Here is a 20,561-nt window from a genome sequence, read left to right as displayed (position 1 = left end):
GCATAACGTCCTCGAACGCTGGCGAGCCGTGACTGCAAGCGTCAATGGGAGGATTTCATGCGAACCAATAGTCTGCGGTTGTCGCGCATAGCGCTGGCATGCACATTGAGTGCCTTCACCGCCTTCGGACCAGCGGCTGCTGGAGCGGCGGACCTTTCCTCGATCCTTTTCGTCAACCCGCTGCCCAAATATCCGGCGTGGCGGCTGATCGGCGACTGCGTCGCCAATCGGGCGAAGGAGCTGAACATTCCCACGACCGAATCCGGTCCGACCACCGGCAATCTCGATGCCACCGTCATGATCCAGCAAATTCAGCAGGGCATCGCCAACAAGGCGGGAGCGATACTGACTTTTCCGGCGACGGCGGGATTTGTTCCCGTGCTCCAGCAGGCGGGGAAGGCCGGCATCATGGTCGGCACGTTCTATGGTGCTTCCGGAACGGAATCCGGTTCGAACGTGAACATCGGTGCGAACTTCACACGGGTCGGCGAAATCTTTGTCGAAGCGATAGCAAAGCGCGAGGGGCCGCAGCATGTCGGGCTGATGGCGCAGGGACCAAGCGGCGCGGCCAAAGCCTTCGTCGACGGGTTCACCGCGGCGGCCGCGAAGACCCAGAACGTCACCGTGTCCGCTGTGGTCTACACCAACGACGATGCCAGCAAGGCGCTTGACCAGGCCAATGCCCTTTTGACGGCGCATCCCGAGGTCAACGTCATCGCCTCGCATATGGGAACCGCCACGCAGGGCGGGACCGCTGCCATCAAGTCAAAAGGCCTGACCGGCAAGGTCGTATTCGTCGCCAACGGGACGGCAGGTGGGGGCGAGCAAGGACTTGCCGACGGCACCGTCTACAAGTTGATGCTGCAGGATCTCTGCACGGCGGGTTCCAAAATGGTCGATTCCGTCGCGGCCATCGCTCGCGGCGAGGCGGTTCAGCCGCAGATCGATGTTGGCGTGCGCATGTTCGACGCGAGCGACTACAAGGCGTATCTCGCCAAGGGATGGCAGTGATGGCAATCGCCCAGCCGGACATTCCGGCACCCGCGCTGGAGATGCGCGGGGTGGGCAAGTCGTTCGGCAACGTCAAGGCGTTGTCGAATGTCGATATCACCGCCGGGGTGGCCGAAATCCATGCCATTGTCGGCGACAATGGCGCGGGCAAGTCGACCACGCTCAAGATCATGTGCGGGATTTTCCGTCCGGATCAGGGGCAACTGCGACTGGGCGGAAAGTCGGTTGAGATACGGGACGCGTCGGCGGCCCATCACCTCGGCATCTCGGTTGTTCATCAGGACCTCGCCCTTGTCGAATGCCTGGACATCGCCACGAACATGGCTTTGGGAGCCATTCCGCGCAGGGGGCGCTTCCGGCTGGACCGTCGCCGCATGGAGACGGAAGCCGCCAAGGTGCTGGACGACCTGAAGATAAGGGTCGGCTCGGTCCGCACGCAGATCGGGCTCCTTTCTGGTGGCGAACGTCAAATCGTCGCCATAGCCCGTGCGGTTCGGATGGATCTTCCGATCATGCTTCTCGACGAGCCGACTGCGGCACTGGGAGTCCGGGAGACGGCCCATGTGGGAGAAATCCTCGGCGAACTCCGGCAGCAGGGGAAAGCCGTCATCTGCATCAGCCACGACATGGATTTCGTGTTCCGCAACAGCGACAGCATCACTGTCATGCGGCTGGGGCGCTCGGTCGCGACGCGACGCACCAAGGATACCAGCCGTGATGAAATCATCGGACTGATTACAGGTGCGATCCAGGGCGACACTGCCAGTTCCGATCCAACTTTTGCCTGAACGAGGGAACCAGACCGTGGCCAGCGAACAGGCAGAACACCAATCTTCGACAGCCTCTCAAGGGGTCCTTTCGGAATTGATGTTGCGTCAGGAAACGACATTGCTGGCGGTCATCCTGGCGGTTGGGATCGTTGCCACGCTTCGCAACCCCGCATTCCTCAACCCGGCAAATCTCACCGACATCGCCCGCGCGGCGGTGATCTATTTCGTCATGGGCTGCGGCGCTTCACTGCTCATGATCGGAGGCGGGCTCGATTTCTCCGTGGGCGCCGTCTTTACGCTTGGCGGCATCATCTGCGCGTGGTTGTTGGTGTGGGGAGCGCCCTGGCCGCTCGCCGTCCTGGCGGGCGTGGCGGCTGGTGCCGCCGTCGGATACGTCAACAGCGTGATCATCGAGCGGCTGCACGTGCCTCCGATCATAGCGACGCTCGGCACATTCTTCATCGTCGGCGGGCTATGTGTCCAATTCACTGGCGGAGAAGACATTGTCCCGCTGCCCGAAACGTTTCAGGCCCTGGGTCAGGGAGCCGTGCTCGGCGTCCCCTACATCGTTCTCTATGCCATCGCGCTGGGACTGCTTTTCTGGTTCCTGCTCGAGCAGACGCCGTTCGGTGTCGAGACACGCGCGCTGGGTGGCAATCGCAAGGCCGCGATCGCCAACGGCCTCAAGGTCAACAGGCTCGATACGATCCTCTACGTCACCGCCGGCGCCACCGCCGGCCTTGCCGGTGTCATCTACGCTGCGCGCGTTGGAAGTGGCCAAGTTGCCGCCGGCGGACCCTCGGTCACACTCTCGGTCGTCACGGCCGTGCTCATAGGGGGTATAAGCTTGCTCGGAGGCTTGGGCACAATCACCGGCGTTGCGGTCGGGGCCCTCTTGCTATCGGCGATCGATAACGCCCTCATCGTTGCCAGCGTGCCGCCCCAATACAACAGCATCATCATCGGCGCGATCCTTATCTGCGCAGTGGCGGTTGATCACATGCGCAGGGAACGTCTGTACAAGCGCCGCCGGTGAGGTCTTCCCGGAGTTGCCCTGCTCAGGCCGCGTGGGTCTTGCGGCTTGTCCGCGCCCAGGCCGGCAGCCAGTCGCCGTGGGCGGCCAAGAGATCATCGACCAGCGACCAGATCTGGTCGAGGTCGAGTTCGGCCGCCGTGTGCGGATCCATCATCGCCGCGTGGTAGATGTGTTCGCGGTTTTCCGTCATCAGCGCCCGCACCGTCAGTTCCTGGACATTGATGTTGGTACGGATCAGCGCCGTCAGTTGTGGCGGCAGGTCGCCTATATAGGTCGGCTGAATGCCGGACGCGTCGACCAGGCACGGCACTTCGGCGGCGCAATCGCGGGGCAGCGAGGTGATGCAGCCATTGTTGCGGACATTGCCGTAGATCACCGACGGCTCGCCGGTCCAGACTGAATTCATGATCGAGGAGGCATACTCCCTGGACTCCTCGACCTCGATGCGCTGGGCCGAGCGGTAGGCCTGCGCCTGGTCCTTCCAGCGCTCGATCTGCTCGACGCAGCGCTTGGGATATTCATCGAGCGGAATGCCGTATTTCTCGATCAGATCGGGGCGGCCGTCCTTGATGAAATAGGGCGTGTATTCGGCGAAATGCTCCGAGCTTTCGGTGACGAAATAGCCGAGCCGGGTCAGCATCTCGTAGCGTACCTTGTTGGGGCAGCGCGGGTTCCAGCCGGGCTTCGGCGCGCGGCCCTCGCGATAGGCGCGCACCAGGTCGGGATAAAGATCGCGGTAGGATCCGTCCGGCTGGCGATGCTCGAACTTCAGATAGAAGGCCATGTGGTTGATACCGGCCGAGCGGTAACGAATCTCGTTGTAGGGAAGGTCGAGGTCGTGCGCCAGCTCCATCGCCGTGCCTTGCACCGAGTGGCACAATCCGACCTGCCGGATCTCGGGATATTTCTCCGATATCGCCCAGGTGTTGATCGCCATCGGGTTGACATATTGCAGCATGATCGCCCGCGGGCAGACGGCGAGCATGTCCTCGCAGATCTTCCACAGATGCGGCACGGTCCTGAGGCCGCGCATGATGCCGCCAACGCCGAGCGTATCAGCGATGGTCTGGCGCAGGCCGTACGTCTTCGGCACCTCGAAATCGGTGACGGTGCAGGGCTCATAGCCGCCGATCTGGAAGGCGACGACGACGAAATCGGCGCCCGCCAGCGCCTTGCGCTGGTCCGTGCAGGTCTCGGCCTTCGCCTTGACGCCAAGCGTGGCGATCAGCTTGTTGACGACGACCGCGCTTTCTTCCAGCCGCTGCGGGTTGATGTCCATCAGCGCGATCGTGGCGCCCGAAAGCGCCGGCCGCTGCAGCACGTCGCCGACGATGTTCTTCATGAACACCGTCGAACCGGCGCCGATGAAAGTGATCCTGGGATGTCTTGCCACGTTAACCTCCGGCATGTGTTCAGGCCACGTCGAAAGCGGCCCTGACGAGCCGTTCGGTGTAGGCGGTCTTGGGATTGGTGAGGACCTCGTCGACGGGTCCCTGCTCGACGATCTTGCCGTGCTGCATGACGATGACGCGGTGGCACAGCGCGCGCACCACCTTCAGGTCGTGCGAGATGAACAGGTAGCTCAAGCCGCGCTCGTCCTGCAACTTGCGCAAGAGATCGATGATCTGCGCCTGGACGGACAGGTCGAGCGCCGATGTCGGCTCGTCGAGCAGGATGAATTCGGGTTCGAGCGCGATGGCCCGCGCAATCGCGATACGCTGGCGCTGGCCACCGGAGAATTCATGCGGAAACCGCGACAGGATATCGCCCGGCATGCCGGCGCTGACCAGCGCCTCGCGCACCCGCTCGACCCGCTCGCGCCGCGTCGCGCCGATGCTGTTGACGATCAGCCCTTCCTCGATGATCTGGCCGATCGTCATGCGCGGGTTGAGCGAGGAGAACGGGTCCTGGAAGACGATCTGCATGCGCGAGCGCAGCGGCCGCATCTGCGTCCGCGACAGGCCATGGATCGGCTGGCCGTCGAAACGGATCTCGCCGCGTTTGGCGTCGGTCAGCCGCAGCAACGCCTGGCCGAAGGTGGTCTTGCCGGAACCGGATTCGCCGACCAGTCCCAGCGTCTCGTGGCGGCAAAGCTTGAGATCGAGATCGTCGACCGCGACCAGTTCACGCCAGTCCGGTTTGAGAAACGTGCCATGGCGCAGCATGAAGCAGACGCGCACGCCATCCGCCTCGAGGATGGTGCCTGAGCCCTCCGGCAACGGTTGCGGGCGTCCCCTTGGCTCGGAGGCAAGCAGCCGCTGGGTGTAGGGATGCCGCGGATCGGCGAACAGCCGTTCGGTGACGTTGTGCTCGCACATTTCGCCATGCTGCATCACATAGACATAGTCGGAAAACTTGCGCACCACGGTGAGATCATGGGTGATCAGGATCACCGCCATCCGCAGCTCTTTCTGCAGATTGCGGATCAGGTTGAGGATTTGGGCCTGCACCGTGACGTCGAGCGCGGTCGTCGGCTCGTCGGCGATCAGCACGTCGGGATTGTTGGCGAGCGCCATGGCGATCATCACGCGCTGGCGCTGCCCGCCCGAGAGCTGGTGGGGATATTGCTTGAGCCGCGCTTCGGGTTCGGGGATCTGCACATGCCGCAAAAGTTCGAGCGCCCGCGCCCAGGCTTGCTTGCGGCTCACCTTGCGATGCACCCTGATCGCCTCGACGATCTGGCTGCCGACCGTATAGATCGGGTTGAGCGAGCTCATCGGCTCCTGGAAGATCATCGAGATGCGGTTGCCGCGCAGCTTGCGCCGGGCGCTCTCGGGGAATTTCAGGATGTCCTGTCCGTCGTAACAGATGCTCGATTTCGGCGACACGGTGGCCCGCCGCGACAGCAGGCCCATGACGGTGCGCGCCGTCACCGACTTGCCGGAACCGGATTCGCCGACGATCGCGATCGTCTCGCCGCGATAGAGCTGGAACGAGATGTCCTTGACCGCTTCGACCACGCCGTGTTCGACCTTGAAGGCGACCTCGATGTTGCGGGCGTCGATGACGGGCTCTCCCTGGCGCCCATCATGGTCGAGGCGGAAGGCTGGTGCGAAGGGCTCGGCGAGTACGATGGTCATCCCGGTCCCCTCAATACGGATCGACGGCGTCGCGCAGGCCGTCGCCCAGCGCGTTGAAGGCGAACACGGTGACGAGCACGAAACCGACCGGTGACAGGATCCAGGGATAGGTGCCGATGACCGAATAGGTCGCGGTGTCCTGCAGCATCAGGCCCCAGGAGATCAGCGGCGGCTTGACGGCGAAGCCGAGGAAACCGAGGAAGGATTCCAGCAGCACCACCGTCGGGATCGCCAGCGTCACGGCGACGATCACATGGCTCATCACATTGGGGAAGATGTGCTGCAGGATGATGCGCTGGTCGGTGGCCCCGACCGCCATGGCGGCGCGCACATATTCGATGCGCGCCAGCGCCAGTGTCTTGCCGCGCACCTCACGCGACATCTGTGCCCAGCCCAGCGCCGACATGACGATGATGACGAAGGCGAGGAACACATTGGTCGGCGCGGTAACGGGGATCAGCGTCGTCAACGCGAGATAGAGCGGCAGTTGCGGGAAGGCCAGCACCAGCTCGACGAAGCGCTGCATCCAGACATCGAACCGGCCACCGAAATAGCCTGACACCATGCCGACTGTGGTGCCGATGACGGTGATGATGAAGACGACCGTCAGCGCGATCATCAGCGAAACGCGCGAGCCGTGGATGGCGCGCGACAGCACATCGCGGCCGAATTTATCGGTGCCGAGGAAATGCACCGGCTGGCCGTCCGTCGAGGCAAAGAAATGCCGGTTCGCCGGGATCAGCCCGAAGAGCCTGTAAGGCGCGCCCTCTACGAAGAAGCCAAGCAGCCTTGGGTGGTCGTAGTCGGGACCGACGATGGGCTGAAAGGTGACCGGATCGAGATCGGCCGAATCGGCCAGCGCATAGACCCTCGGCCGCGCGACGAAATTGCCGTCCTTGTCGTGGAAGGAAGGCAGCTGCGGCGGGGCGAAGCCGACATCGGTCGCCTTCGGATCCATCGGCGCCAGGAATTCGGCGAAAACGGCCATGACCAGGAGCAGCACGACCAGCCAAAGTCCGGCCATACCGGTCCAGGAGCGCTTCAGCCGGCGCCAGACAAGCGCCATGTAGCTCTCATTGCCGCGCGCGGGTGCCACTGTGGCTCGCTCGGCCGGCAAGGGTGGTGGTGAAGGGTCGCGCGCCAGCATCTAGCCCTCCCCGAACTGGCGCACGCGCGGATCAAGCAGGACCAGCAGCATGTCGGCGATGATGTTGCCGACGATCAGCGTCGCCGACAGCACCATCATGAAGGTGGCGGTGACATAGACATCGCCGACCGCCATCGAGCCGACGATCGCCGGACCGACGGTCGGCAGCGCGAAGATGATCGCCGTCTCGATCTCGCCGGTCAGCATATAGGGCAGCACCACGCCCTGATACATGACCAGCGGGTGCAGTGCGTTGGGCACGGCGTGGCGCATGACGACGGCGCTGCCGGTCAGGCCCTTGGCCTTGGCTGTCTCGACATATTGCGCGTTGAGCGTGTCGAGCAGATTGCCGCGCATGACGCGCATATTGTAGGCGAGGCCGCCGAAGGTGGCGATCGCCACCACCGGCCAGACATGCTTGACCAGGTCGACGAACTTGGCCCACGACCATGGCGCGCCGCCATATTGCGGCGAGAAGAATGAGCCGATCTCCGAGACGTTGAACTGGAAGACGAGGAGATAGACGATGATCAGCGCCATCAGGAAGCGCGGCACCGTCATACCGAGGAAAGAGATGGCCGAAAGCGTCGAGTCGATCCAGGTGTATTGCCGGGTCGCCGCCCATATGCCGAAGGTGATGCCCAGCACCGAGGCGAGCAGATGGCAGACCAGCGCCAGCAGCAGCGTGCGCGGCAGGCGCTCGCCGACGACCTCGGCCACCGGCTTGTTGTAATAGAGGCTGTAGCCGAAATCGCCGCGGGTGACGATGCCGCCGATCCAGTTGAGATACTGGACGGGCAGCGGCTTATCGAGGCCGTGTTCGACGCGATAGGCCTGGGCTTGAGCGTCGGCCTCGGCGAAGGGGGCCCCGCCCTGGTTGATCAGCTGCGAGCGAATGTAATCGGCGTAGTCGCCAGGCGGCGCCTGGATGATGGCAAAGGTGACGAGGCTCAGAATAGCGAGAACCGGTATTGCCGACGCTATGCGCGTGAGCAGGAATCGCAACATCGACGGTCCGCTTCCTCATCTCGCCGGACGCTCCCCTGGAGGGGCGCTCGGAGGGTTGGTTTGTCCCGGCCGCGCCAGCGGCGCGGCCGAGTTTCTCTCAGTCAGGGAGGTAAACTTACATCGGGCCTTTAATCTTACATCGGACCCTTGTCTCCAGGCTTGCCGGGAAGCTCTTCCGGGAACAATTCATATTTCGCCTGCTTGTCGGCCGCGACGAAGACCCGTTCGCGGATGATCGAATCCTCGGCCCAGTTGAACATGAAGATCGGCGTGCCCTGCGGAATGTTCGAGAAGCGCTTGTTGACGATCAAGGCGCCGGGATATTCCGTCAGGCCGATATTGTAGACGTGCTCGGTCGAGATCTTCTGGAAGTCCCGCATCAGACTGGCGCGCTGGTTGTTATCCGCCGACGAGACGAATTTGTTGACGATGTCGACGAGGTCCTTCTCGAAAGGCATCAGATCGACCTCGCCGCTTTCCGGCGCGCGATGATCCCAGCTGGTCTTGGGGCCGACTGGAGCGAGCTGCACGGTGTTCTGCACCACGGAGGTCAGCTCCTGCTCATTGCGCCGGATCAGCCAGTCGAAGCGGCCTGAATATTGGGTGGCATCGCGCTGCGTGCCGTTAAGCCCGTTGAGCACGATCCGGAGGCCAAGCTTCTCCATCTGCGCCACCACGCCTTCGGCGAGGCTCTTGTCGGTCGTGTAGTCGTTGTTGACCAGCATCACGATTTCGACGTTCTTGCCGCCGGCGGTGCCGGCTGGAAAGTTGACGAAGCCGTCGCCGTCTGTGTCCTTCAGACCGGCCTTGGCGAGTTCGGCCTTGGCGCCCTCGAGGTCGAAAGGATAGTAGACGGTGGATTTGCGGTCGTAGAAGCTGGTGCCGGAGGAGAGGCCGCCTGGATAGATCGCGGTGAACGGCCCCTTGACGAGGGAATCGCCCAGCGCCTTGCGGTCAAGCGCCATGGTGACGGCCTTGCGGAAATCCTCGTTGCGGTTCAGTTCGCGGATCGCTTGGCCGCGCTCATCGGGGTTGCCCCAGCCATTGGCGGAAAAGTTCAGGCGCAGATTGTAGCCGATCAGCCGTGGGCCGAAGGCCAGACGCGCCGGCGCATTCGGCTCGGCCGCGCGCTTCAGGGAGGCAACGAAATTTTCCGGCTGCTCGAGATTGGAGAAATCGCCTGCGCCGGCGACCGCCTGAACGTCGCGGTCGGCCCAGGTCGACAGTTTATAATGCAGCTCGTTGAGATAGGGCAGCTGGTTGCCCTTCTCGTCCACCTTCCAATAGTAGGGATTGCGCCGCATGACGATGATGTCGTCGGCCCGATATTCGACCGGCACCCAGGCGCCCATGACAGGCATGTTCATATATTCCGGCGGGAAGGCGTTCTTGAACTGGTCGTAGGTGTTCTTCGAATATTTCGGGTGCTGCGGCTTCAAGATGTGCGCGGGACCGGGGCAGAACGTGCCATAGGCCATTGCGTAGAGGTGCTGCTTCGGGAAGGCGTCCTTGAAGGTCCACTCGACGGTGTAGTCGTCGATCTTCTTGAGCGTCGTGCCGACGCCGAAGGTTTCCTGGGTGGCGCCATTGAGCGGCGAGACGTTGGGATCCATGACCTCGTCGTCCCAGTAGAACATGACGTCGTCGGCGTTGAATGGCACGCCGTCGGACCATTTGGCGCCTTCGACGAGATGCATGGTCAGCTTGTGACCATCGGCCGACCAGTCCCAGCTTTTGGCGAGGTTGGGCAGCGGCTCGGTGTCCTTCGCCTCGACCTGGAACAGCGGCGCGGTGCGCGTCAGGCACTCGGAAAGGCCGATGTCGATGCCGCCCCAGCCCTGGGTCTGGCCGGCGCCGTAGTTCCAGCCTTCCGGCCGGCCGCCGATGACATGGCGCATCGTATCGCCGTAGACGCCGATACCGTCCGGCATGTTGGCGGTCTTGAAGACCAGCGGCTCTTTCGGCAGCCGGTCTTTCACCGGCGGCAGCTTGCCGATCTTGACGTATTTTTCCGTGACCCAGCCGGGCTCGTGATACTCGGGCAGCGCCTTGAACTCCAGGACGGAGTCGCGCGCCACGTATTTGATCTTGCCCTCGGCCGGAAACGTCGCCGGGACCGGCGGCACGGTCGGTTCGGAAGCGAAAGCGCTGAGCGCCGGAACGGAGACGCTCAGCGCCAGTCCAGCGGCAATGCCAATGCTGCGTAGGTTCCTCATGGTCTCCTCCCTCGTGTTCAGACGTCTGCTGCTGCTCGTCCTGTTAGGCCTCGACGCAATTCCGGACGGAGATTCACCCTTCTCCTGGAATTGCTCCGGCACGCCTGACTGCGGTGGACCTGCCTCCCTGGATCCACTGGCGCGCCCGGTTTTCAGCCGGCCTGTTTCAGCGCGGCCTTTTCGGCGCGCAATTCCTCGATCGAGCGCACGCTTCGTCGCGCGGCACCCGCCCATTCGCGGGTCTTGACCGCGGATTTCGACAGTCGCTCCTTGGCCGCCGGAACCGCATGGGCATATTGCGGCAGCCATTGCGCCTGGGCGACGACCATTTCGTCGACCATCTGCCAAACCTCCTCGGGCGTCGACACGGCGCCGACCAGCGGATCGTGCAGCACGGCAAGCTTCAGAAGATCGATGTCGCCAGATATGGCGGCATGGACCGACATGCGCTGGACGTTGATCGAGGCCATGCAAGTGGCGGCACAGGCTTCCGGCAGCGTGATGCCGGCGGCCATGTTGATGCCGAAGCGGTCGACGAAGCCGGGCGACTCGATGATGGCGTCGCGTGGCAGATTGGTGATCACGCCGTCGTTCTTGACGTTGAAGTGGCCACGATAGACGCGGTTGGTCTCCAGCGCCTCCAATATGTGGCTGGCATGCTCGTTGGAGCGCTTTTGCGGATCGATCGGCTTCGACGCCGCTTCGAGGAACTGCGGATATTCGGTCTCGAACCAGTTGCGGGTTTCCGTGGAATAACGGAGGTAGCCGCCGGTCTCGCCGTGGATCCAGTCCGACATGTCGATCCAGCGGGTGATCTCGTCGGGACGCTTGCGGTACCAGGGCAGATATTCGGAGAGATGTCCGTTGCTTTCGGTGGAATAGACGCCGAAGCGCTTCAGCACATCGATGCGCAGCTTTTCCTGCCGGGAATAGACCGGGTGCGCCTCGAAGGCGGCGACCAGTTCGTCCTTGCCGATTTCACGCCCGTTTAGCCTGAGCTCGATGAACCAGGTCTGGTGGTTGATGCCGGAACAGACATAGTCGAGTTCCCCAGGCGATTTCGCGCCCAGCACCTCGGCGATCTGTTCGGCGCCGTGCTGGACGCCGTGGCAGAGCCCAACCGTGTCGACCTTGCCGTATTCGATCGCCGCCCAGGTGTTCATCGCCATCGGGTTGGCGTAGTTGAGGAATTTCGCGTTCGTCTCGGCAACCTCGCGAATATCCCGGCAGAAATCCAGGATCACCGGAATGTTGCGCTGGCCGTAGAGGATGCCGCCGGCGCAGATCGTGTCGCCGACGCACTGGTCGATGCCGTATTTCAGGGGAATGCGGATGTCATCGGCATAAGCTTCGAGGCCGCCGACCCGCACGCAGCTGATGATATAGCGCGCGCCCTCGATTGCCTTGCGGCGGTCTGTTGTCGCGGTCACCCTGGTCGGCAATCCGTTCGCCTCGACGATCCTGTCGAGGATCGCCTTGATCATCCCCAGATTGTGCTCGCTGACGTCGGTCAGGGCGAATTCAATGTCCTTGAATTCCGGCACGCACAGAATGTCGGTGAACAGCTTCTTGGTGAAACCGACGCTGCCGGCGCCGATAATAGCGATTTTGAAACTCATCACCTTCACCTCGATCCAATCGAATGCTAGGCAAGGAGCAGCAAGGGAGGAAAATGGCCACACGCCTTGGTGTGCATGCCATTCAAGCCGGAATCCGGCTTTCTTTCCTCCCGCCCGCTCCTCGATCGCGGGTTGTTCGCGTTCTTCGAGGCGGGATTATGCGCTTATTCGCGGTCACGGCCAGAGAAGGATTATGCTTTCAGGGGTAATTTTGTGCTGCGTGATTTGATCGCCAACGGACAATCGATGCGGACGGTCTCGCTGCCGCGCGGCCGCCAGCGCCTGCATGCCATGCCGACGAGCACAGGCTATGAGTTACGCGAGGACGTGACCTATGACTGGGATGGGCGCAAGCGCGGCCAGACACCGTTCACCGTGCTGCAGCACACGATCAGCGGCACCGGCCGGCTGCGCTACGAGAACCGCGACTACCGCCTGCAGACGAACGACACGCTGCTGGTGCTGGTGCCGCACAACCACCGCTACTGGCTGGCCAAGGACGAGCGCTGGGAATATTTCTGGATCTCGATGAACGGCGAGGAGGCGTTGCGCGTCCACAAATCGATCCTCGACGTGTCGGGACCGGTCTTTCGGCTGCAGCCGGCGACGATCGACCATCTTGCCGATTGCAGCCTTCGCCTCATCAAGGGGGCCGCTTCCCCAGGTGCTGCTTCGGCCATCGCCTACGAGGCGGCGATGGCGCTCTATGACGATGTGTTCGGCTCGCACGCCTTTGCCGAAAAACAGAGCGCCATGCAGCCGGTCATCGATCACATCAATGCCAATCTCGACAAAGCCCTGCCGGTGGCGGACCTCGTCCAGATCAGCGGGCTCAGCCGGGCTCATTTCTCGCGCTGCTTCGCCGAGAGCGAAGGCCTGCCACCCGCCGAGTTCGTGCTGCAGCAGCGGCTGCAACGGGCGGCGAAGCTTTTGACGAAAGCGGACTTCCTGCCCGTGAAGGAAGTGGCCATCCTGTGCGGTTTCGAGGATGCGAACTATTTTTCGAAGGTCTTCCGCCGGCTCTACGGGACGACGCCCAGCCAGTTCCGCACCACCGGCATGTATGCCAGCCTGCAAACCCCGGCCAGGCGCGGCGCCAGGCTGTCGGACGACGAGATCTGACGCCGCTTCGAGCCTTGTTCCATCAGGCCGCGTGCAGGCTGCCGCCGTCCAGCCACTCGCGTTGGGCGGGCGAAAGCGCGATGTCCAGCGCCCGCAGGCTGTCGTCCAGTTCGCCCAGCGTGCGCGGCCCGATCAACGGAACCGACGGGAAAGGCTGATTGAGCACATAGGCCAGCGCAATGTGGATTGGGCTCTTGCGCAGCCGGGCGGCGAGTTCGATCGCGCGGTCGCGACGACCGAAATTTCGCTCGGAGTACCAGACCCGTACCAGTTCCTCGCTCTCCAGCCTGTCGCGCCCGGCGCGGTCGGTGAAGAAGCCGCGCCCCTGGCTCGACCAGGCGAAGTTCGGCATCTGCCTGGATGTCAGCCAGGCCTTCCAGTCATCGGTAGAGGAGGTGATGCAGCCGGCCCAGATCGGCTCCAGCATTTCGGCCAGCGAGAAATTGTTGGAAAGCGCGCCGGGCTTCTGCTTGCCGGTGCGCTCGGCATAGGCAATCGCCTCGTCCATGCGCTGCATCGTCCAGTTCGAGCCGCCGAACGGTCCCCGGATGCGGCCGGCCTTGACCTCGCGATCCATCGCGTCGACGAACTCGCCGACCGGCACGTCCGGATTGTCGCGATGCATGAAATAGATATCGACATGGTCGGTCTGCAGACGGTCGAGCGACTGGGCTAGCTGCTTGCCGATCACGTCGGGATAGCAGAGCGGCGAATGCGCGCCCTTGGCGATAACGACCGATTGCTCGCGCACGCCACGGCTTCTCAGCCATTGGCCGAGCAACGTCTCGGTGTAGCCGCCGCCATAGACATAGCCGGTGTCGAACAGATTGCCGCCGGCCTCGAAGAAGGCGTCGAGCAGGATCGACCCGGAGGAGAAGCTGCGGAAATCCTCAAAGCCGAGCGCCACCACCGAAGCCGGCTTCGCCACGCCCGGAATGGTGCGCTTGCCGATCGCCGTGCCGCCCGAACGCAAGGGCCGGCCTGAGATGGTGTTGGTGCGCAGCGAGGCCTTCTCGATCTCATATTCCAGTCCCACGGCCGCACGCCATCTGTCGAGCACGCGCAAGGTGCCGAGGCTGTCGGCCCAGCCCATGCCCGGCCAGGCGAATTCCTGCCGCCCGGCGCGGATCGCCTCGCCGGCGGCATCGACCTCGAAGGAATAGACGTGGCGCTTCTCGTTGACGCTGATGGTCTCGCGCGTACCGTCGGCGCCGATCACGTCGATCCGGCCGAGGCCGACATCGCGGTCGCCGCCGGCGAACCAGAAGTCGGGAACCTCAATACGCCCCTTTGTGCCGAAGATACGCAGCACATTGTCCTGGTTGAGCGAGATGCTGCAGGAAACTTCCGCGACGATACCGCCTGGAAAATGCAGGACAGCGGAGGCCCATTCGTCGACGCCGGATTGACCAAGATGGGCGGTGCCGGCGACCTTGTCGGGTTCGGCGAATGGCTCTCCCGCGGCGGCGCCGGCAATGAGGCGCACCATCGAGACGGGATAGCCGCCGACATCGAGGATGCCGCCGCCGGCAAGATCGTTGGCATAGAGCCGATGCCCCGGCATGAAATCAGGCATGGCAAAGCCGAAGCTCGACTTGATCATCCGGATCTCGCCGATGGCGCCCGACTTGACCAGGTCCACCAGTTGCAGCGTCTGCGGGTGCAGCCGGTACATGAAGGCCTCGCCGAGGAAGGTGCCGGCTTTACGCGCCGCATGCATCATGGCGTCGGCCTCGAAGGCGGTCAGCGCGAGCGGCTTTTCGCACAGCACGTGCTTTCCGGCTTCCGCGGCCCTGATCGCCCATTGCGCGTGTCCGGGATGCGGTACCGCGATGTAGATGGCGTCGATTTCCGGATCGGCAAGCAGCGCTTCATAGCCTTCGAGGATGCGGGCGCCAGGGAAGCTCTCGGCCAGGCCCGGCTTGCCGGGGTTGCGGGCGCCGATGGCGACCAGTGTCCCTGTGCGCGACCCGGCGACGCCGCCGGCAAAGGCCTTGGCAATGCCCCCCGGCCCGAGGATGCCCCAGCGAATGGGCGTTGATTCAGTCATGTCATTCTCCTTGCGGGCTTGGAAAGGGGCGGCCAGTCAGCGCAGCCGCAGCCCCTTTTCATCGAACAGGTAGGATTTGCGGATGGAAACGGTGACCTCCGATGTCTCGGGGACCCTTGCCGCGTCGCGCTGGATCACCACGTCCTCGCCATGGGTCGTCCTGGCGTAAAGGAAGCTCGTGCCGCCGAGGTGCTCGACCACGTCGATGGCGGCGGTGAGGTCGGCATCGCCTTCACCGGCGCTGCCAAAATGTTCGGGCCGCACGCCGACGATGACCTTGCTCCCAGGTTCAGGCGCGGCAACCTTCAGGGGCTGCGTGATGCGGGTTTTCTCCTCGCCCGCCAGCTCGACCACGACGCCTTTTGCATCACGCCCGACAATGTGGGCCTTGATGAAGTTCATCTTCGGCGAACCGACAAAGCCGGCCACGAAAATATTGTCAGGATTGTCATAGAGATCGAGCGGCCGGCCGATCTGCTCGACATGCCCGCCGCGCAGCACGACGATCCGGTCGGCGAGCGTCATCGCTTCGGTCTGGTCGTGGGTGACATAGACCATGGTGGCGCCGAGTTCCTTGTGCAGCCTTGAGATCTCGACCCGCATCTGGACGCGCAGTTCGGCGTCGAGATTGGAGAGCGGCTCGTCGAACAGGAACACTTGCGGCTCGCGCACGATGGCGCGGCCGATGGCGACGCGCTGGCGCTGGCCGCCGGAGAGTTTCTTTGGGCGGCGGTCCATCAATTCGCTGATGCGCAGGATCTCGGCCGCGCGCTTCACCCGCCGCTCGGTGTCGGCCTTGGGGTTGCCGGTCATGCGCAGCCCGAAGGAGAGGTTCTGTTCGACGCTCATATGCGGATAGAGCGCGTAGGACTGGAAGACCATGGCGATGCCGCGATCGGCCGGCTCGACATCGTTGACCACCTTGCCGCCGATGGCGATCTCGCCGCCGCTGATGTCCTCGAGCCCGGCGATCATCCTGAGCAGCGTGGACTTGCCGCAGCCTGACGGGCCGACGAAGACGACGAACTCGCCATCGGCGATGTCGATGTTGGCGCCGTGGACGACCTCGAAGGCGCCGAAGCGCTTGGCGACGTTTGTGAGCGTGACGGTTGCCATTCTGCTCCCTATTTGACCGCGCCGGCGGCAATGCCGGCGATGAAATGACGCTGCAGGAGCACGAAGACGACGAGCATCGGCACGGTCAGCATCACCGCGCCCGCCATGATGCCGCCCCACGAGACTTTGGTCAGGCCGATCAGCGTGCCGAGCGCCACGGGTGCTGTCATCGAACCCGGCTGGCTGTTGATGAGCAGCGGCCACAGATAATTGTTCCAGGAGGCGAGGAACAGGATGATGCAGAGCGCGGCCAGCATCGGCCGCGCCAACGGCAAAGCGATGAAGACGAAGATGCGCCACTCCTTGACGCCCTCGACGCGGGCGGCATCGAACAGGTCATCGGGCATCATGGAAAAACTCTGGCGCATGAACAGCACGCCAAGCGAATTGAACAGCGGCGGCACGATCAGCGCCACCCACGTGTTGGCGAGCTTGAAGTCGCGCGCCACCATGATGAATTGCGGGATCAGCACCACCGCATAGGGCAGCGTGATGGTGCCCAGGATGATGGCGACGACCACGCTTTTGCCGAAGAACTGGTAGCGGGCCAGCGCCCAGCCGGCCATCGAGGTCAAAAGCACCGACAGGACGGTATAGGTCACCGCCACGCAAACGGAGATGATGATGGCGCCGACGAAGTCGGTGTCATGCTGCAGATTGTTGAAATTGTCGATGAAATTGCCGTGCGGCAACAGTTCGATGCCGGGGCTGAAGATGCCATTGTCGGGCATGGTCGAGAACACCACCATCATCCACAGCGGAAACAGCCAGATCAGCGCCAGCGGCGTCAGGAAGAGGTGCAGCGCGATGCTTCGTTTCAGTCTTGCCGATGAGAGCGAGCTCATTTCGGTTCCCTCGTCAGCCACAGCTGCACCAGCGTGATGGCGATCGCCAGCCCCGCCATGGTGTAGGCGACGGCCGAGGCATAGCCGAAATTGAGCGAGCGGAAGCCCTGGCGGTAAAGCAGCAGGCCGAGCGTCTCGGTGCCGCCGCCCGGCCCGCCGCGCTCGGTGATCAGGAACGGCTCGGTGAACAATTGCATGGTGCCGATGATCGACAGCACGGCGCAGAAGACGATGACCGGCTTCAACAGCGGCAGGGTGATGTGGAAGAATTGCTTGAGCTTGCTCACCCGGTCGAGCGTCGCCGCCTCATAGACATCCTCGGGAATGGATTGCATGCCGGCCAGCAGGATGATGGCGTTGTAGCCGGCCCAGCGCCAGGTGACCGCGATCATGATCAGCGCCATGGCCGGCGTGACGTTGGAGAACCAGTCGACCTTGGGCAGGCCGATGCTGTTCAGGAGCTTGTTGACGATGCCGAAATCGAGGCTGAACATCAGCCGGAACACAGCGGAATAGGCGACCTCGCCGACCACCACCGGGGCGAAGAAGGCGAAGCGGTAGAGGCCGCGCGCCTTGAGCAGCGGCGAATTCAGAAGCACCGCCATCACCATGGCCAGCGCGATCATCACCGGAACCTGGATGACCAGGATGAGCAGCGTATTCTTCAGCGCGTTGAAGAAGGCGGGGTCGCCGATCAGCCGGCCCCAGTTGAAGCCGGGCGCGAAGCGCCAGGGCACGGTGCGCGTCGCCTGGAACGAGATCAGGAAAGAGGAGATGATCGGCCACACCCAGAAGATGGCGAAGATCAGGAGATAGGGCGTGAGAAAGCGATAGGCCGTCGCATTGCGGTTGCGCATCTTTTCTCCTCCTCCTTTCTGTTTTTCCGGTTTGTGAGGCAGCAATTGCCGAAGTAGGCGCCGCCCCTCATCCGCCTGCCGGCACCTTCTCCCCGTATAGTGACGGGGAGAAGGAAGCTGTCAGCACCTCAGGACTTGAAAGCTGTCAGCACCTCAGGACTTGACCGGCAGCCCGGTCGCCGAGGCGATCTGGCTGGCGGCATCGTCGAGTGCCGCCTTGGCGTCGGGATAGCCGCCGGCGAGATATTTGGTCTGTACCGCGCGCACGATGATCTCCGCATCGCTCTGGAACTGGGTGCCGCGGCTCGGAACAACCTTGGGCAAGGTGCCGAGAATATCCTTCCACACCGCCTGGCCACCCCAGTAGGGCAGGCCCTGGCCGACATAGGGGTCGTTCAGCGCCGAGACCAGCGAGGGGACGAGGCCGAACTCCTTCAGCATGGTGATCTGGCCTTCATTGGTGCCGAGGGTGTATTTCAAATACTCGTAGGCAGCTTCCTTGTTCTTCGACGCCGAGGTGATGGCGAGCGAGGAGCCACCGAGATTGGCGGCGCGCGGGCCGTCCGCGGTCAGGCTCGGCATCAGATAGACGCCCCATTTGCCGTTTTCGCCCGCCGATTCGGTGCGGATGGTGCCCTCGTACCAGCCGCCATAGACCTGGGTGGCGACGGTTCCGGCGGTGTTGTTGGTGATCTTGGTGCCCCAGTCGGCAGACGAGACGATGCCGGCGTCCTTCATCTCCTTGAGCTTGGTCATGGCGTCGACGCATTTGGGCTGGTTGACCGTGATCGACTGGCCGTCCTCGGCGAAATAGGCGCAGCCCTGTTCGTTGGCGATCATGCGGAAGAATTCACTGTCGCCGTTGAAATCGGCATTGGTCATCGAGACGCCCGGATTGGCGGCCTGGATCTTCTTGCCGGCGGCGATGAAATCGTCCCAGGTCTTGATCGATGCCGGATCGACGCCGGCCTTCTCGTAGAAGTCGCGACGATAGAAGGCGGCGACCGGACCGGAATCCCACGGCATGGCATAGGCCTTGTCGCCGACTTCGAGTTCGGTGCGCTTGAAATCGGGGAATTTCTTCTGGTCCTCGGCTGTGTAGCCCAGCGTGTGCAGGTCGACGAAACAGTCGGGGAACTGGCTCCAGTAATTCTCGGCCTCGCCGTTCTCGATGGTGACGACGTCGGGCAGGCCAACGCCGCCGGCCGCGCATCCGGCGATCGACTTGTCATAGGTCGGCTGGTTGCCGAGATCCTGGACGGTGACCTTGATGTCGGGATGCAGCTTGTTGAAACCGGCAACCGTTGCCTTCAGCGACGAGGCGGCGACATTCCAGCTCCAGATCGTGATTTCGCCGGATTGCGCGAAGGCCGGGGCTGAGCCCAAGGCAAGCGCGAGCACGGCGCAGGACAGTGTGATGCGCATTGAAATCCTCCCATTTCATTTGCTCTCTCTGCGAGCCTGGCTAGACTAGGCACCGGCAAGGGCCTGTCCCCGACAAAGGGAATACGAAATTGGCGGAAAGTAAGATGCCCGAACGGCCGTTTTACCAGCCTGGTGCCAGCAGCGTGGAAGGCCTGCCGTTGCTGCTGCAGATGTTCCACACCAGCCCCCTGGTGATGCTGAAGCCGCATTGGCATGCCCAGGTCGAGGTGAATTTCATCGTCCGCGGCTCCGTCCACTACCGCATGAACGAGCACGAAATATCGCTTTCGGCCGGCGAGATGTGCCTGTTCTGGGGTGGCCTGCCGCACCAGATGGACGATTTGAGCGACGACGCCGTCTATGCCGGCGCGCATCTGCCGCTGGTGCATTTCTTTCGGCTGCACCTGCCCGCGGACATACGCCACCGGCTGATGACGGGTGCGACGCTGGTGACCAGCGCCACCGATCAATCCGACAACGACAATTTCGCCCGCTGGAACCGCTATGCCCGCTCGGGCGATCCGGCCAAGGCCGAGCATGCCGTCAACGAACTTCTGCTGCGGCTGGAACGGGTAAGGTTCGAGCCCTACCGGCTGGTGCCGGTAAACACCGCCGGACAGGAAGCGGGCAACCCCTTCGACCAGCAATCGTCGCGCAATGTCGGGCGCATGTGCGATTTCATCGCCGAGAATTTCCTCTACGACATCGATTGCGTGAACATAGCGGCGGCCGCCGACATCCACCCCAAATACGCCATGAGCCTGTTCAAGAAATCGACCGGCATGACGCTCAACGAATATGTCAACCTGTTGCGGCTGAGCTATGCGCAGGCACTGTTGATGCACCAGGACGCCAACGTGCTGCGCGTCGCCATGGACTCCGGCTTCGGCTCGCTCAGCGCCTTCAACAAATCCTTCCGCAAGCTGGCCGGCATGACCCCATCCGACTTCCGCAAAGGCCTGGCAGGCGCCAGATAGGCGGGCGCACGGCATGCAAACCGGCCCATCGGGCGGCATTTCTTTTCCTGCGGGAAATCCACACCTGGGCGCTGGACAGGCCGAATTCCCGTGCTATAACCCACGCGCTTTCAAGGGGCGCCCACGGTGCCTTCATGAAATCCGGAACACGACTTTTCGTTAGCCGGAGCAGGCCCAGATAGCTCAGTTGGTAGAGCAGCGGACTGAAAATCCGCGTGTCGGTGGTTCGAATCCGCCTCTGGGCACCATTCTACCCGATTGTTTCCGTTCAGCTTTTCGGCG

16 protein-coding genes and 1 tRNA gene are annotated in these 20,561 nt (G+C 63.1%); 6 read left to right on the top strand and 11 right to left on the bottom strand.

Annotated features, from left to right (window positions below):
* The first annotated feature begins 57 nt into the window (after positions 1 to 57).
* From EN851_RS27265 to EN851_RS27255, 3 genes are read left to right on the top strand one after another with little or no spacing between them, the layout of a single operon-like run.
* Positions 58 to 1,011 carry a sugar ABC transporter substrate-binding protein gene (locus EN851_RS27265; protein WP_127276810.1) on the top strand — a complete coding sequence of 318 codons (954 nt, stop codon included), beginning with the start codon at positions 58 to 60 and terminating at the stop codon, positions 1,009 to 1,011.
* On the top strand, positions 1,011 to 1,799 hold the full coding sequence (locus EN851_RS27260; protein WP_210212409.1) for an ATP-binding cassette domain-containing protein: 789 nt from the start codon (positions 1,011 to 1,013) through the stop codon (positions 1,797 to 1,799). The genes EN851_RS27265 and EN851_RS27260 overlap by 1 nt, the downstream gene beginning before the upstream one ends.
* Positions 1,800 to 1,815: 16 nt before the next feature.
* Entirely contained in the window at positions 1,816 to 2,817 is a 1,002-nt protein-coding gene (locus tag EN851_RS27255) for an ABC transporter permease (RefSeq protein WP_135930382.1), read from the top strand.
* Between the two features lie 22 nt (positions 2,818 to 2,839).
* On the opposite strand, the gene EN851_RS27250 is transcribed toward EN851_RS27255, so the two are convergent.
* The 6 genes from EN851_RS27250 to EN851_RS27225 form a co-directional block, all read right to left on the bottom strand.
* Entirely contained in the window at positions 2,840 to 4,210 is a 1,371-nt protein-coding gene (locus tag EN851_RS27250; protein WP_135930381.1) for an alpha-glucosidase/alpha-galactosidase, read from the bottom strand.
* Between the two features lie 19 nt (positions 4,211 to 4,229).
* The gene (locus EN851_RS27245; protein ID WP_135930380.1) at positions 4,230 to 5,897 is read right to left on the bottom strand and encodes an ABC transporter ATP-binding protein; all 1,668 of its coding nucleotides are present in this window, start codon (positions 5,895 to 5,897) and stop codon (positions 4,230 to 4,232) included.
* A 10-nt stretch (positions 5,898 to 5,907) separates the two neighbouring features.
* Positions 5,908 to 7,044 carry an ABC transporter permease gene (locus EN851_RS27240; protein ID WP_127276818.1) on the bottom strand — a complete coding sequence of 379 codons (1,137 nt, stop codon included), beginning with the start codon at positions 7,042 to 7,044 and terminating at the stop codon, positions 5,908 to 5,910.
* Positions 7,045 to 8,052: an ABC transporter permease gene (locus EN851_RS27235; protein WP_135930379.1), complete on the bottom strand. Its 1,008-nt coding sequence runs from the start codon at positions 8,050 to 8,052 to the stop codon at positions 7,045 to 7,047.
* Positions 8,053 to 8,186: 134 nt separating this feature from the next.
* Positions 8,187 to 10,268: an ABC transporter substrate-binding protein gene (locus EN851_RS27230; protein WP_135930378.1), complete on the bottom strand. Its 2,082-nt coding sequence runs from the start codon at positions 10,266 to 10,268 to the stop codon at positions 8,187 to 8,189.
* A gap of 152 nt (positions 10,269 to 10,420) precedes the next feature.
* Positions 10,421 to 11,887 (bottom strand): alpha-glucosidase/alpha-galactosidase, encoded by a 1,467-nt coding sequence (locus tag EN851_RS27225; protein ID WP_127276824.1) that lies wholly within the window; start codon positions 11,885 to 11,887, stop codon positions 10,421 to 10,423.
* A gap of 66 nt (positions 11,888 to 11,953) precedes the next feature.
* Here EN851_RS27225 and EN851_RS27220 point away from each other — a divergent pair, with 66 nt between their 5' ends.
* Positions 11,954 to 13,009 carry an AraC family transcriptional regulator gene (locus EN851_RS27220; protein WP_348630735.1) on the top strand — a complete coding sequence of 352 codons (1,056 nt, stop codon included), beginning with the start codon at positions 11,954 to 11,956 and terminating at the stop codon, positions 13,007 to 13,009.
* A gap of 22 nt (positions 13,010 to 13,031) precedes the next feature.
* Here the strand turns inward: EN851_RS27220 and EN851_RS27215 are convergent, their stop codons facing one another.
* From EN851_RS27215 to EN851_RS27195, 5 genes are all read right to left on the bottom strand, one after another.
* A complete protein-coding gene (locus EN851_RS27215) occupies positions 13,032 to 15,059 on the bottom strand; it encodes an aldo/keto reductase (RefSeq protein WP_127870826.1) in 2,028 nt (675 codons plus the stop codon).
* Positions 15,060 to 15,095: 36 nt separating this feature from the next.
* Positions 15,096 to 16,175, bottom strand: coding sequence for a sn-glycerol-3-phosphate ABC transporter ATP-binding protein UgpC (gene ugpC, locus EN851_RS27210; protein ID WP_127870825.1), 1,080 nt, complete (start codon positions 16,173 to 16,175; stop codon positions 15,096 to 15,098).
* 8 nt (positions 16,176 to 16,183) lie between these two features.
* On the bottom strand, positions 16,184 to 17,020 hold the full coding sequence (locus EN851_RS27205) for a carbohydrate ABC transporter permease (RefSeq protein WP_127870824.1): 837 nt from the start codon (positions 17,018 to 17,020) through the stop codon (positions 16,184 to 16,186).
* Entirely contained in the window at positions 17,017 to 17,877 is an 861-nt protein-coding gene (locus EN851_RS27200) for a sugar ABC transporter permease (RefSeq protein ID WP_127870823.1), read from the bottom strand. The genes EN851_RS27205 and EN851_RS27200 overlap by 4 nt, the downstream gene beginning before the upstream one ends.
* Positions 17,878 to 18,030: 153 nt before the next feature.
* Positions 18,031 to 19,302 carry an ABC transporter substrate-binding protein gene (locus EN851_RS27195; RefSeq protein ID WP_127276327.1) on the bottom strand — a complete coding sequence of 424 codons (1,272 nt, stop codon included), beginning with the start codon at positions 19,300 to 19,302 and terminating at the stop codon, positions 18,031 to 18,033.
* Between the two features lie 104 nt (positions 19,303 to 19,406).
* Here EN851_RS27195 and EN851_RS27190 point away from each other — a divergent pair, with 104 nt between their 5' ends.
* Entirely contained in the window at positions 19,407 to 20,279 is an 873-nt protein-coding gene (locus EN851_RS27190; RefSeq protein WP_127276325.1) for a helix-turn-helix domain-containing protein, read from the top strand.
* A gap of 172 nt (positions 20,280 to 20,451) precedes the next feature.
* Positions 20,452 to 20,527, top strand: a tRNA-Phe gene (locus EN851_RS27185).
* Positions 20,528 to 20,561: the final 34 nt, after the last annotated feature.

The organism is Mesorhizobium sp. M8A.F.Ca.ET.208.01.1.1 (assembly GCF_004791315.1).
Classification (GTDB): domain Bacteria; phylum Pseudomonadota; class Alphaproteobacteria; order Rhizobiales; family Rhizobiaceae; genus Mesorhizobium.
Note: the sequence above shows the minus strand (reverse complement) of the source record. Positions and strands in the feature narration are given on the sequence as shown.

Coding starts and splice junctions, on each gene's coding strand:
- EN851_RS27265 (WP_127276810.1), top strand. CDS start 58: ATGCGAACCAATAGTCTGCGGTTGTCGCGCATAGCGCTGGCATGCACA.
- EN851_RS27235 (WP_135930379.1), bottom strand. CDS start 8,052: ATGTTGCGATTCCTGCTCACGCGCATAGCGTCGGCAATACCGGTTCTC.
- EN851_RS27230 (WP_135930378.1), bottom strand. CDS start 10,268: ATGAGGAACCTACGCAGCATTGGCATTGCCGCTGGACTGGCGCTGAGC.
- EN851_RS27195 (WP_127276327.1), bottom strand. CDS start 19,302: ATGCGCATCACACTGTCCTGCGCCGTGCTCGCGCTTGCCTTGGGCTCA.
- EN851_RS27215 (WP_127870826.1), bottom strand. CDS start 15,059: ATGACTGAATCAACGCCCATTCGCTGGGGCATCCTCGGGCCGGGGGGC.
- EN851_RS27240 (WP_127276818.1), bottom strand. CDS start 7,044: ATGCTGGCGCGCGACCCTTCACCACCACCCTTGCCGGCCGAGCGAGCC.
- EN851_RS27245 (WP_135930380.1), bottom strand. CDS start 5,897: ATGACCATCGTACTCGCCGAGCCCTTCGCACCAGCCTTCCGCCTCGAC.
- EN851_RS27205 (WP_127870824.1), bottom strand. CDS start 17,020: ATGAGCTCGCTCTCATCGGCAAGACTGAAACGAAGCATCGCGCTGCAC.
- EN851_RS27190 (WP_127276325.1), top strand. CDS start 19,407: ATGCCCGAACGGCCGTTTTACCAGCCTGGTGCCAGCAGCGTGGAAGGC.
- EN851_RS27200 (WP_127870823.1), bottom strand. CDS start 17,877: ATGCGCAACCGCAATGCGACGGCCTATCGCTTTCTCACGCCCTATCTC.
- ugpC (WP_127870825.1), bottom strand. CDS start 16,175: ATGGCAACCGTCACGCTCACAAACGTCGCCAAGCGCTTCGGCGCCTTC.
- EN851_RS27260 (WP_210212409.1), top strand. CDS start 1,011: ATGGCAATCGCCCAGCCGGACATTCCGGCACCCGCGCTGGAGATGCGC.
- EN851_RS27225 (WP_127276824.1), bottom strand. CDS start 11,887: ATGAGTTTCAAAATCGCTATTATCGGCGCCGGCAGCGTCGGTTTCACC.